Source organism: Fischerella sp. PCC 9605, from assembly GCF_000517105.1.
GTDB lineage: Bacteria > Cyanobacteriota > Cyanobacteriia > Cyanobacteriales > Nostocaceae > PCC9605.
On sequence record NZ_KI912148.1, the window covers coordinates 1,371,246 to 1,383,847 of the forward strand.

General features: G+C 41.1%; 15 protein-coding genes. 13 read left to right on the top strand and 2 right to left on the bottom strand.

Going from position 1 to position 12,602, the window contains the following annotated elements; all coding sequences use genetic code 11:
- Window positions 1-61: 61 nt before the first annotated feature.
- The 4 genes from FIS9605_RS0108330 to FIS9605_RS0108345 all read left to right on the top strand — a co-directional run bounded on the left by FIS9605_RS0108330 (window position 62) and on the right by FIS9605_RS0108345 (window position 3,756).
- A complete protein-coding gene (locus FIS9605_RS0108330) occupies window positions 62-1,108 on the top strand; it encodes an ABC transporter permease (RefSeq protein WP_026732178.1) in 1,047 nt (348 codons plus the stop codon).
- Window positions 1,109-1,198: 90 nt separating this feature from the next.
- Window positions 1,199-1,480, top strand: coding sequence for a hypothetical protein (locus FIS9605_RS0108335; protein ID WP_026732179.1), 282 nt, complete (start codon window positions 1,199-1,201; stop codon window positions 1,478-1,480).
- A 321-nt stretch (window positions 1,481-1,801) separates the two neighbouring features.
- The gene (locus tag FIS9605_RS0108340; protein WP_026732180.1) at window positions 1,802-2,362 is read left to right on the top strand and encodes a pentapeptide repeat-containing protein; all 561 of its coding nucleotides are present in this window, start codon (window positions 1,802-1,804) and stop codon (window positions 2,360-2,362) included.
- Window positions 2,363-2,571: 209 nt separating this feature from the next.
- The gene (locus FIS9605_RS0108345; protein ID WP_026732181.1) at window positions 2,572-3,756 is read left to right on the top strand and encodes a M20 family metallopeptidase; all 1,185 of its coding nucleotides are present in this window, start codon (window positions 2,572-2,574) and stop codon (window positions 3,754-3,756) included.
- Between the two features lie 260 nt (window positions 3,757-4,016).
- Here the strand turns inward: FIS9605_RS0108345 and FIS9605_RS0108350 are convergent, their stop codons facing one another.
- On the bottom strand, window positions 4,017-5,066 hold the full coding sequence (locus tag FIS9605_RS0108350) for a hemerythrin domain-containing protein (protein WP_026732182.1): 1,050 nt from the start codon (window positions 5,064-5,066) through the stop codon (window positions 4,017-4,019).
- Window positions 5,067-5,333: 267 nt separating this feature from the next.
- Here FIS9605_RS0108350 and FIS9605_RS0108355 point away from each other — a divergent pair, with 267 nt between their 5' ends.
- The 4 genes from FIS9605_RS0108355 (at window position 5,334) to FIS9605_RS0108370 (ending at window position 7,449) form a co-directional block, all read left to right on the top strand.
- The gene (locus tag FIS9605_RS0108355) at window positions 5,334-6,074 is read left to right on the top strand and encodes an LmeA family phospholipid-binding protein (protein ID WP_026732183.1); all 741 of its coding nucleotides are present in this window, start codon (window positions 5,334-5,336) and stop codon (window positions 6,072-6,074) included.
- Between the two features lie 106 nt (window positions 6,075-6,180).
- The gene (locus FIS9605_RS0108360; protein ID WP_026732184.1) at window positions 6,181-6,723 is read left to right on the top strand and encodes a DUF2231 domain-containing protein; all 543 of its coding nucleotides are present in this window, start codon (window positions 6,181-6,183) and stop codon (window positions 6,721-6,723) included.
- A 107-nt stretch (window positions 6,724-6,830) separates the two neighbouring features.
- Window positions 6,831-7,244, top strand: a complete 414-nt coding sequence (locus tag FIS9605_RS0108365; RefSeq protein ID WP_035139467.1) for a ribosomal maturation YjgA family protein — start codon at window positions 6,831-6,833, stop codon at window positions 7,242-7,244.
- On the top strand, window positions 7,222-7,449 hold the full coding sequence (locus tag FIS9605_RS0108370; RefSeq protein WP_026732186.1) for a DUF167 domain-containing protein: 228 nt from the start codon (window positions 7,222-7,224) through the stop codon (window positions 7,447-7,449). Before FIS9605_RS0108365 ends, FIS9605_RS0108370 begins: the two co-directional genes overlap by 23 nt.
- A 196-nt stretch (window positions 7,450-7,645) precedes the next feature.
- On the opposite strand, the gene FIS9605_RS0108375 is transcribed toward FIS9605_RS0108370, so the two are convergent.
- Window positions 7,646-8,266, bottom strand: coding sequence for a glutathione S-transferase family protein (locus tag FIS9605_RS0108375; RefSeq protein WP_026732187.1), 621 nt, complete (start codon window positions 8,264-8,266; stop codon window positions 7,646-7,648).
- A 201-nt stretch (window positions 8,267-8,467) separates the two neighbouring features.
- Here FIS9605_RS0108375 and FIS9605_RS0108380 point away from each other — a divergent pair, with 201 nt between their 5' ends.
- The 5 genes from FIS9605_RS0108380 to FIS9605_RS0108400 all read left to right on the top strand — a co-directional run bounded on the left by FIS9605_RS0108380 (window position 8,468) and on the right by FIS9605_RS0108400 (window position 12,558).
- Window positions 8,468-9,169 carry an SOS response-associated peptidase gene (locus FIS9605_RS0108380; protein ID WP_026732188.1) on the top strand — a complete coding sequence of 234 codons (702 nt, stop codon included), beginning with the start codon at window positions 8,468-8,470 and terminating at the stop codon, window positions 9,167-9,169.
- Window positions 9,170-9,217: 48 nt separating this feature from the next.
- A complete protein-coding gene (locus FIS9605_RS0108385) occupies window positions 9,218-9,739 on the top strand; it encodes a photosystem I assembly protein Ycf3 (RefSeq protein WP_026732189.1) in 522 nt (173 codons plus the stop codon).
- 114 nt (window positions 9,740-9,853) lie between these two features.
- A complete protein-coding gene (gene gatC, locus FIS9605_RS0108390; RefSeq protein ID WP_026732190.1) occupies window positions 9,854-10,144 on the top strand; it encodes an Asp-tRNA(Asn)/Glu-tRNA(Gln) amidotransferase subunit GatC in 291 nt (96 codons plus the stop codon).
- 157 nt (window positions 10,145-10,301) lie between these two features.
- Window positions 10,302-11,270, top strand: coding sequence for a glutathione S-transferase family protein (locus FIS9605_RS0108395; protein ID WP_026732191.1), 969 nt, complete (start codon window positions 10,302-10,304; stop codon window positions 11,268-11,270).
- A gap of 115 nt (window positions 11,271-11,385) precedes the next feature.
- Window positions 11,386-12,558, top strand: a complete 1,173-nt coding sequence (locus FIS9605_RS0108400) for a CapA family protein (RefSeq protein ID WP_026732192.1) — start codon at window positions 11,386-11,388, stop codon at window positions 12,556-12,558.
- Window positions 12,559-12,602 lie beyond the last annotated feature (44 nt).

Here is a 12,602-nt window from a genome sequence, read left to right on the forward strand (position 1 = left end):
AGTCATTAGTCATTGGCTAAGGACTAATGACTAAAGATAAAGGACAAAGGACTAATGACAAATGACTACTACGAGAATTTCCTTGGAGACAAGTCGGGATTGGCTGGTGAAGCTAGTCACGAGTGAGACGTTTCTTTATGTGATGAAGCGGGTATTGCAGGCGCTGTTGACTTTGTTGTTGGCGTCGGCTTTGTCATTTTTCATCATTCAACTTGCTCCCGGGGATTATGTAGACACGCTGCGGCAAAACCCCAAAATATCGCCTGAAAGAATTGAAGAACTCAAGCAGCAATTTGGTTTAGATCGATCTTGGCCGGAACAATATCTTCTGTGGTTGTGGCGGATCGTCACTAAGGGTGATTTTGGCACAAGTTTTGTTTATCAACGCTCGGTGGCGTCACTAATCTGGGAGAGAGTACCAGCAACTTTACTGTTGGCGATCGCTTCTTTGATTGTCACTTGGGCGATCGCTATTCCTTTAGGGATAGTTGCCGCCGTGAAACAAAATCGCCCCACTGACCGGATTTTGCAAGTAATTAGCTACGCTGGCCAAGGATTTCCCAGCTTCATCACAGCCCTAGTGCTGCTGATTTTTGCTCAAATGACTGCCCCTTTGTTTCCAGTGGGTGGCATGACTAGCATCAATCACGCCGAATTGACGTGGTTTGGCAAAATCCTTGATGTTGGCTGGCACATGATTTTACCCACCATCGCCTTAAGTATCACTAGCTTTGCTGGCTTACAGCGCATCACTCGCGGTGAATTGCTGGATGTACTGCGTCAAGATTACATCCAAACGGCTCGTGCGAAAGGATTACCAGAAAACCGGGTGATATACGTTCACGCTTTGCGTAATGCCATCAACCCCTTAATTACTTTGTTGGGTTTTGAGTTAGCTAGTTTATTAAGCGGTGCCTTCATTGCTGAATTTTTCTTCAACTGGCCTGGTTTGGGGAGATTGGCTTTGCAAGCAGTGCAAGCTCAAGATTTGTATTTACTGATGGCAAGTTTGGTAATGGGTGCGGTACTGCTCATAGTTGGTAACTTAATAGCAGATTTGCTGCTAAAGGTCGCCGATCCTCGCATCAGCCTGGAAAATCTAAATTAGTTCTTTGTTAGTAGTTAGTAGTTAGTAGATAGTAGTTGGCTATTAACTACTAACCACTATCTACCAACCACTAACCATTGACTATTGACTATGTTTTCTGAAGTTTATTACTTAGTGCGATCAAAAACTGACGGTAGTTATCTGACTGCTCGTCCGAATTCAGAAGGGCTGGGTTATCTGTTGGTGTTCCGCGAACACTTTGATGCCCTCAGTTATCTCAACACCCATGCTAGAGACTTAGCTAACCGTTTTGCTGTGGAATCTCTTCCTGGTTCACAGCTGGGAACTTTGCTTAAGCGTTGGGGTTTTAGCGGTTTGGCTATCGTTTCCGATCCATTAGTACCCAAAGTTGAATTTTTACAGCAAAGTTAGGCAAAGGGATAAGAATTAGGGGTCTATTATTTCTATTTCAGCCTATGCGATTGCCGAATATGAAAATAAATACCCCCTCACCTTTTAATCAACTTGGCTTGGGGGATATAAAGTTTCGTTGTCTATATAGTTTCAGTATAAATCTTGATGTTCCTATTATAGAAATCCCGCTTAAATTTTGACTAGCTAACAAGTTAGATTTTACAGTATTCTTACAGTTTCTTTATCCCTGCTTTATACCAACAATTTTTTTAACAACTCTTATATCATAACAGTATATAACTTACCCAGATTCTCAACCAGAGAAATACTGTAAAAAATATGAAATTCCGGATTGTCGCTGCTTTCACTTTATTAGCTTGTGTTGGATTTACAGAGCAGGCTTTTGGATTCAATCAACTAGACGTAGACCAACTGAAAGCATCAGGTGCTTGTCCTCGGTGCGATTTAAGTGGTGCTGATTTAACTAAAATGAATTTGACTGGAGCAAATTTGCGAGAAGCTAACTTAAAGGTGGCCATTTTATCTGGTGCTAATCTCGTAAATGCCGATCTTACAAGTGCAAATCTGGAAGGTGCTACATTAACTGGAGCAAATCTTGCTGGTGCTTCCTTGACAGGTGCGTATTTGAAAGGAGCATCCCTAGAAAATACAAATTTGAGTTTTGCTGGTTTTATTAGCGCTAATCTCGAAGGTGCTAACCTCAAGGGTGCTAGGGAGCAGTTTACCAATTATCGAGGCGCAAACTTCCGACTGACCATTTTGCCCAATGGTGTTATCTCTTCTAATAAACCCTATTGGTGGTCGTTACAGCGCTTGAATCCGAAACAATGTAATAAATTTGAGGGCGATATCAATGGCTCAACCTGTCATGGAGATTAACATCAGAATTTTAGACTCGCAGTCAGATACTTAGACTGGTGCAGTCTTTACATTTTAGAAAGAAAAACATTATGGGCTTAGAGATGTGCTGTGGTACATCTCTAAAAGGTTTATTTTTAACAAGAGTAAATCAAAATAGTATCAATTTATAGTTATTTGTCGGTTAACACTTCTTTATTATTAAACAAAGTGTTTAAGATAATTGAACAATGCTTAGCCGTATTAAAGATTTAGCTGCAACATTAGCTCCCCGCTTAATAGAAATTCGCCGTCACATCCATTCTCACCCAGAATTGAGTGGTCAGGAGTATCAAACGGCTGCCTTCGTTGCAGGAGTTTTATCTTCTAGTGGACTTCATGTAGAAGAGGGAGTGGGTAAAACAGGCGTGATCGGAGAGCTACAAGGTGTTGGTGAAGATAACCGCATCTTAGCAATTCGTACTGATATGGATGCTTTGCCTATTCAAGAACGCACTTGTTTAGAGTTCGCCTCTCGTGCAGAAGGCATTATGCACGCTTGTGGTCATGATGTTCATACCACAGTGGGTTTAGGAACTGCAATGGTACTTTCTCAGATTGCAGAGGAGCTACCTGGAAAGGTACGATTTTTATTTCAGCCAGCAGAGGAAATTGCCCAAGGAGCAAGCTGGATGGTAGCAGATGGAGCGATGGAGCAAGTGAGTGGGATATTGGGTGTTCATGTTTTTCCTTCTATCCCCGCAGGCTCAATAGGCGTGCGTTACGGCGCATTGACAGCAGCGGCTGATGATTTAGAGATTATCATTCTCGGAGAATCAGGACATGGTGCTCGTCCCCATGAGGCCATAGATGCGATTTGGATAGCCTCGCAAGTAATTACTACACTACAACAGGCGATTAGCCGCACCCAGAATCCCTTGCGTCCTGTAGTGTTGAGCATAGGGAAAATTAATGGTGGTAGAGCGCCGAATGTGATTGCCGACAAGGTGCAGTTATTGGGAACAGTGCGATCGCTCCATCCCGAAACTCGTGCCAATTTACCAAACTGGATTGACCAAATCGTCGCTAGTGTCTGCAATTCCTATGGTGCAAAATATCAAGTAAATTATCGCCAGGGTGTACCCAGCGTGCAAAATGATTATGTCTTGACGCAGTTGTTGCAATCATCGGCAGAAGAAGCTTGGGGTAGCGATCGCGTGCAAGTCTTACCCGAACCCTCTCTTGGTGCGGAAGACTTTTCCGTTTATTTAGAACGCACACCTGGCTGCATGTTTCGCTTAGGTGTAGGCTACAGAGACAGAGTGATTAACTTCCCGTTGCACCATCCTCAATTTGAAGTCGATGAATCTGCTATTGTCACTGGAGTTGTCACAATGGCATATACTGCTTATAGATTTTGGCAACAAAATAATTGATGATATCAAATCCGGCTAATTCATGTTCATTAAAAACCCTCACCCCGTCCTGTCGGACACCCCTCTCCCAACTAGGGAGAGGGGAAGGGGGTGAGGGCAGATACGATAACTAATCCAACGGATTTGATATGATAAGTCCAAGATATTAAACAAAAACTCCCGACACATGTTTGTGTTGGGAGTTTTAAACCTAACCTAGCAAATAGCTTTAAGTATCTAAATTACACCCGATATTAAAACTAAGGTGTAAATTAGATAGACTATCGAGCTGCACTTTGTTGACCCATTCTCTCTTGAATTTTCTGCTTAGCAGCTTTGAATTGGGTAGCCAGTTGCTCGCTTTGATCGCTGCTTAAGTTATTGCGAATAGCAGCGAACATAGTGCTTTCTTCTTGGCGAATATGGTCGCCAACAGCGTCCATAAGCTGTCTAACTTTATCTTTAAATTGAGATGAAGAGGGGTTAATAGCCTTAATTTCCTCTAGCATCCGCTTCATTTCAGCTTGCTCATCGTATAGTTCTTGAGTATCGCTTTCACCGTAGAAAGAACGTACTCTTGGGTAGACAACTTCTTCTTCAGCTTCAGCGTGAGCAGTTAAATCTTTATAAATTTGACCGAAGTACTCTTGGATCTTTTGGGGATCGTTGCTTGCCAACAGTTCGGTGAACAGAGTATTCACCTTGTTGTGATCCAGGCGGATAACATCCTGGACATTCATATCACTTTTATCGCTGGTTTGGGTAACAGTACTGCCGACAACACCACTCAATGCTGCCATAGCATCTTGTACGCGTCCCCAAATACCCTGATCCACTTCTTGTCCGGTGAGTTCGCGAACACCCAAGATTTCCAGAATACCTTTGAGTTGCTCTTGGTGAGCGCGGTTCTCAAAGTTAACAGTATTTAAAGGTCCGATCGCCATCATCACATCAGCACCAACTTTTTGTGCGGCTTTGTGAATTGTCAAGCCGGACATTACTTGCTGGTGCTTCAGCAATTCATGTTGAAATACTTTTTCATACAAGCTCAATTCGGAGCCTTGCATCAACTGCCGAAGCTTTTGAATCATATCTGTAACTGTTTTTTCGGGCTCGGCTTGGATGCCATATTGAACATTAACTGTTTCGAGAATACCCTTGTTTTTTTGGTCATCCTCGAGCATTTTCCGAATGCGATCGGCAATTTCGCTATCAGTTACTTCTCTCAAAAATTGTTCTTCATTTTGAATGATTAAATCTTGAATTGCTCTCATATCTGCCAATTTCATGGCAATAGCAGAACGCTTAGCATCATCTAAAGCAACAACCATGCTCTGTTCTCCTCTGAAAATACTTTGTAATTTCAACAACTTCAGGTTGCCATATGATTTTGGACTGTTCCATCTTTCTTTTGAACGATAACTCCAAAACCAAGGATATAAAAAATTTAATTTTCAGGATAATTTTAAAAATCAATATATATCTATACTTTGAGATAGATAACTACTAGAGACTACACTCCTTCGCTAGATAGATAAATTTTTCTGGCCGCTTTTCTAGATTGACTCCAGGGTAATCAAATAGGAGATGAAGTCGTAATGCCCGAGAATCCTGGACTAGGAGAACAGGCACTCAATAAAGCCGCAGAAATAGGCTTATCTAGCCAGTTAGATGAAGTAGAAAATTTAGATGTAAATATCAAAGCTGAACCGCTTAATCTAGTTCAGGGACAGGTAGAATCCGTCTCCATAGAAGGTGAAGGTTTGGTAATGCAGCAAGACCTCCGCATGGAGGAACTAGAAATGGATGTTAGTAGCGTTGCTATTAATCCTCTGAGTGCGGCTTTTGGCACAATTGAACTGACCAAACCTACACGGGGGAGTGCGCGGGTGACTTTAATCGAAGAGGATATCAACCGCGCTTTTAATTCCGAATATATCCGCTCAAAACTGCAAAGCCAGAAAATTCATGTGAATGGACAATTATTGACGATTGATCCTCAAAACGTAGATTTTCGTCTCCCTGGAAACGGTAAAGTCGCATTGAATGCCACTGTACTTTTGAAAGAAACCAACGAAACCCATAAAGTAGCTTTTTCAGCATCACCTCGTGTTAGCCAAAATGGACAAGCAGTCACTTTGGAAAATGTCGAGTACGGTGACACTCAGGAAGTATCACCAGAACTGACAAAAGCTTTAGTAGATGCAACTAGCGAGATATTGGATTTAAAGAACTTTGACCTAGACGGAATAGCCCTGCGGGTTAAAAGTATACAGGTGGAAGCAGGTAAACTTATCTTGCAAGCCGAAGCTTATGTTGAAAAAATTCCTTCGGCATAATTTCATTTCATCTTAAGAAGATATCGAAACGCCTACCCTGCTACAACTCTCTACACCTATTTACGGAAAAGTTTTTTCACCTCTTGTTCTTTGGAGCATATAAATTATGGCAACTCAAGAGAGAGACACTACGCCCTATCCTAATATTCCAGCTTTTTTGGAAAGTGACGACAGGGAGTTTCGTGACACTGGTGTACCTAGTACTGTGGCGATCGCAGGCCACCCTATTCACCCAATTCTCGTCCAATTCCCGATCTCTTTTCTCGTCGGGGCGCTGTTAACGGATGCAGCCTTCTGGTATATTGGCGATACTTTCTGGGCTAGAGCCTCTTTTTGGTTAATAGTCGGCGGCTTGGTAGGAGGTATTGCAGCAGCCCTAACTGGTTTGCTGGACTTTTTGAGAATAGGAAGAGTCCGCAAGCGCACTGCTGGATGGGCACACTTGATTCTCAACGTCAGTGCCTTGGTGCTGACGATTATCAACCTCGTATTGCGCTGGAATAACTCTGTAACTGCCGTATTGCCTTGGGGACTAGTACTCTCAGTTATCGTATCCGGGCTTCTCGGCGTTTCCGGCTGGTATGGTGGCGAATTGGTATATCGGCATAAAGTTGCTGTGATTGGCAACGGTAATCCAGATCAACCTTAGGGTAAAAGAGTTAAAAATTAGAACAGAAAATTAAAAATTGTATATTATACATTTTTAATTTTTGATTTTTAATTTTTAATTGATTTGTCCCCAACCCTGAGAAAATTGTGTCAAAAAAAACACAAACTCTATATATTTTTATATCCCTGCTCATCGTTGTGGCGATGGGCTTTTTCTTTAAATACTATAGTGGCCCTGCTCATAAATGGTTTAATGATTACGGAGCGGCTGTATTTTACGAAATATTTTGGTGCTTGTTCGCTTTTTGGTTTTTCCGCAGTCCGTCAGCAACTATTCAAATTCCTGTATGGGTCTTTATCATCACCTGTATATTAGAATTTTTGCAATTATGGCATCCCCTCTTTTTGGAGCAGTTTCGCGCTACGTTGATAGGTAAATGGTTAGTTGGTACTACCTTTGTTTGGTGGGATTTTCCTCATTATGCATTGGGTAGTGTTTTAGGCTGGTTGTGGCTGCGGCAATTACAAATAAAGGGTTATGCAAAAAAAAGTCAAAGTTAAACCAAATTCCAAAGTTCAAAAAATAGAAGAAGTAGCCGATGGCAGTCTAATTGTTTATTTAAAATCTCCTCCTGTTGACGGTAAGGCGAATGAAGAACTCATTCAGGTTTTAGCAGAAAAATTTGATGTGCCAAAATCTAGAATCAGAATTAAGTCTGGCTTATCTTCCCGAAACAAGTTGATAGAGATTGACAGTGATATATAGAGTAAAAGATAATTGCTTAAGTTGCTTTTGAATCAAACTTTGACTTTGTAGAGATGTCCTATACCAGATCTCTACAAATTCGTTGAAATGGCTCCATGCCTAATTTTCATGAGAACTTAGATAACTTAAATAAATAAACTCGTCTCCGAGCATTAGCTTAGAAAACGAGTTTATAGATGCTTTACGTCTGAAAAAGTTAATACTGAACTTCTTCCTTAATAGTGATATATCTTGACTGTGATTTCACTCTATCAATCCATGCTTGGATAGCAGGAAATTGCATCAAATCATACCCACCCTCATCAGCTACATGAGTATAAGCAAACAAAGCAATATCTGCAATAGTATAACGCTCACCTACAAAAAAATTGCAAGTCTTTAAATGGTTTTCCATCAACTTAAGTGCTGCATAACCAGGCTCGCGTTTTTGCTCTATAGCTTCCTTATATTCATCTGCTTTACCTAGTATAGAAATCCAAAATCTTGGTGTTGCAATAAAAGGCTCGTGTCTATTTTGTTCAAAGAATAACCATTGCATCACTTGCGCTCGTAAAAAGCGGTCATAAGGTAAAAATTCTGTTCCTTCACTCAGATAAATTAATATGGCATTTGATTCTGCCAAATATCTCCCTGGCTCAACCTCCAATAATGGAATTTTCCCAACAGGATTTTTACTCAAAAACTCTGGCGTTCGAGTCTCACCTTTCAAAATATTCATCTCTACCCTCTCAAATGGCATACCAATTTGTGACAATAAAAGTCGGATCTTGTAGCCGTTCCCTGAAGGTAAAAAATCGTACAATCTCAGCGTTTCCATGCCAATAAATGTTGAGATGAAGGTTACGATTAATAATAATGCAGTAAAATAGAATTAATTTTCAAACTAATAAAGAAACACAATAAAATTTTTATAAATGCAGATCTTGACCAAGAAAATATATTCTCTAAAAATAAAATTAATCAAGTATTATTTTTATCATTGAGATGTTTAATTTTATGCAGCGAAAGAGAATAAAAAATGTGTGGAAGATTTAGTTTAAGCGTCACTCAAGAAGTTTTAGCTCGAGCCTTTCATGTCGAAGAAGTTCCGAATTTAGAGCCGCAATATAACATTGCACCTACGCAAATGGTAGCGACGGTTTTGTATAATTTAGAAAACCACAAACGTGAACTTCAGCAGTTACGTTGGGGTTTAATACCCTCATGGGCAAAAGATCCGAGTATGGGAGCGAAGCTCATTAATGCTAGGTCGGAATCTGTAGCCGAAAAACCTGCTTTTCGCTCTGCCTTCAAGCGTCGGCGCTGTTTAGTAGTGGCGGATGGCTTTTATGAATGGCAGCAGCAAAAGGGCAAAAAACAGCCTTATTATTTTCGCCTCCGGGATAGCCAACCCTTTGGCTTTGCTGGGTTGTGGGAGGAATGGCAATCTCCCGAAGGAGAACAGATAAAATCTTGCACAATTTTGACAACTCAAGCTAACGAATTACTGCAACCAATTCACGATCGCATGCCAGTAATTCTCCAACAGCAAGATTACGAGGTGTGGCTAGATCCCCAAATACATGCAGCGAATGTATTACAGCCGTTATTGCACCCCTATCCATCAGAGGCAATGACAAGCTACCCCGTTAACACCGTGGTAAACAACCCCAGGCATAATAGCTCAGAGTGTATAATCCCAATCAGCACGGGGAATTCTTCTGCAAATCAGTTAAATTAACTATTAGTGAAAAAGCCCACTCACTAGCCGAACACCACAGAGGCGTCTATGCCAAGAACTCAGAGAAACGATAACTTTATCGATAAATCCTTTACAGTTATGGCGGATTTGATCCTGAAGATCCTGCCAGCGAATAAAAGAGCGAAAGAAGCCTTTGTTTATTACCGTGATGGAATGTCGGCGCAGTCAGAAGGAGAATATGCCGAAGCTTTAGAAAACTACAAGGAAGCTCTAGAACTAGAAGAAGATGCACTGGATCGGGGCTATATACTCTACAACATGGGGCTAATTCATGCCAGCAACGGCGAACACGAAACGGCTTTAGATTTATATCACCAAGCACTGGAGTGTAACCCCCGCTTACCTCAAGCTTTGAACAACATCGCGGTAATTTATCACTTCATGGGAGAAAAAGCGAAACAAGCAGGAGACGAAGACGGCGGCGAAGCACTGTTTGACAAAGCGGCTGATTATTGGATCAGAGCCATTCGCCTTGCTCCCAATAACTACATCGAAGCTCAAAACTGGCTGAAAACTACAGGAAGAATGCAAATTGACGTATTCTTTTAGTCATTGGTCATTTGTTGGTTGTTGGTTGTTGGTTGTTTTTATCACCACTAACTACTAACCACTAACCACTAACTAATGACTAATGACCAATTACCAATTACCAATTACCATCCTATGATCGACCGTGAACAAGTTCGCAAAGTCGCGCATCTTGCTCGCCTAGAATTGACACCAGAAGAGGAAGAACAATTTACTACTCAATTGGGAAGTATTCTGGATTATTTCGAGCAGCTAAGCGAATTGGATATCACTAACGTACCGCCCACAACACGAGCCATTGATGTCAGTAATGTGACACGCTCCGATGAACTCCAACCTTATGGCGATCGCGAAGCTATTCTCCAGGGTGCACCCCAACAAGAAGGCGAATTTTTCAAAGTGCCCAAAATTCTTAATGAAGAATAGTTAGTAGATAGTAGTTAGTAGATAGTAGTAATTTTTTGTGAATAATTAACCACTAACTACTAACCACCAACCACTAACCACGTCCCTAGATTGATGATTTCCTACCCAGGATGTGAGCTAATGAGTTGTGCATTACCTCAATCAAAAGAAAATAATCATGGGTTTGGGAATTCTTAAGGATGGTAAGTGGCTATCTGAACGGGAGCAAGAAGACTTAGAAGGTAAATTTATCCGTCCTTCAACCACTTTCCGCAACAAAATTACTGCTGATGGTTCGAGTGGGTTTAAAGCTGAACCAGGGCGCTATCATCTGTATATTTCCTGGGCTTGTCCTTGGGCGTGTCGCACTGCGATTATGCGCCAGTTAAAGGGGCTGCAAGATGTTATTGGTATGTCTGTGGTTGCTCCGGAAATTGATGATAACGGCTGGGAATTCTCGGATGAACCAGGCAGCATTCCCGATACAGTCAATGGGGCTAATTATCTTTGGCAAATTTATTTGCAAGCCGATCCCAACTATAGCGGACGTGTCACAGTTCCAGTTTTATGGAACACACAAACTAAGACAATTGTCAATAACGAATCCCGCGAAATTATGCGGATGTTTGATACTGAATTTAATAGTTTTGCTAAGAATAACGTAAATTTTTATCCAGAAAGTTTGCAAAAAGTTATTGACGAGACTATCGATGCTATTTACCAACCGATTAACAATGGTGTGTATCGGGCGGGATTTGCAACGAAGCAAGCAGCATATGATGAAGCGGTAACAGAATTATTTGACGCTCTCGACTACTGGGAAAAAATCTTAGGAGAACAACGCTATCTCTGTGGAAACCAAATTACTGAAGCAGACTGGTGTATGTTCACAACTTTATTTCGCTTTGATGCAGTTTACTATGTGCATTTTAAATGCAACTTACGCCGAATCGTAGATTATTCCAATTTGTGGAATTATCTCAAGGACTTGTACCAACAGCCAGGAGTAAAAGAAACTTGCAACCTAGACCATATCAAACGACATTATTACAAAAGCCATCCGAAAGTTAACCCAACTCGTATCGTTCCGAAAGGGCCGCTGATTGATTTTGAGGCTCCGCACAATCGCGATCGCATTTTTGCATGATGATACTTGGATAAAGTAAATAGCTTCAGCAAATTTTACTCAAATAACGCCAGAAGCAAGACTAATCGGATTAATTTGTGGGATAGACTAATCTCATGGTGTGAGGAATGCAAATATGGCTAATCCACGACCAGGGGGAAAATTAGTCTCGTTAGCTTTTGTAAGCGTATGTTTTTGTTTAGGCATTAGTATCGGATTGAGTATCCGCTTTAAGCGATCGCAAGCAACGGATACGAATAACCTACCCAGTGAAATTGTACCAGACCCGAATTATTCCCCAGATTTTAACTCACCCCCGTTTGTAGATGAGCCAAGTTATACAGACTCCATCACTATCCAAGCAGTAGGAGATGTTATTCCCGGTACAAATTTTCCTAACAAAAGACTACCGCGCGATCGCAACCAACTGCTACCAACATCAGTTAGGACATACTTGCAAAGAGCAGATATACTTTTTGGCAACTTTGAAACCAGCTTAACTAACCATCCTTATACTGCTAAAGATATCACTCGTGGGCAGGTTTTTGCCTTTCGCTCTCCTCCCTCCTATGCTCAGTTATTTGCTGATGCTGGCTTTGATGTGTTCAATATAGCCAACAATCATGCCTTAGATTTTGGTACGGTGGGGTTCCGTGACACTATTAAGAATCTCGCTGCTGTTGGGATTGAAACCTTAGGTCATAAAAATCAAATTCTTTTGCTAGAAGTTAAAAATATTGCGATCGCAATGATTGGGTTTGCACCCTACGAATTTTATAATTCGATTCACGATTTAGAAACAGCCCAAGCTCTTGTAAAAAAAGCCAAAACCCGAGCAGAGATTGTGATTATATCAATGCACGCAGGAGCAGAAGGAACGGGTGCATTACGAGTTAAAAATCGGACGGAGACTTTTTATGGGGAAAACCGGGGTAATTCAGTCAAGTTTGCCCGCAAAATGATTGATGCAGGAGCAGATTTAATCCTTGGACATGGCCCGCACGTTCCCAGAGCAATGGAACTTTATAAAGGAAAACTCATTGCTTATTCCTTGGGAAATTTTCTTGGATACCGGACTCTATCTACACGAGCTCAAACGGCTTACTCAATGATTTTAGAAGTTAAACTGAATTCAAAGGGAGATTTAGTGGGGGGTAGAATTATTCCCGTACATATGGATAGGCAAGGAATACCCCGCATTGATAAGCGTTTCCGAACTGTAGGACTTGTGCGTTATCTGATTGCCAGCGATTTTCCTAATACTTCGATAAAGGTTAACAAAAAGGGAGAAATATTATTAACTAATTAAGATTAGGCAATTACAATTATAAATAATATTTTTTCATAAAAAAA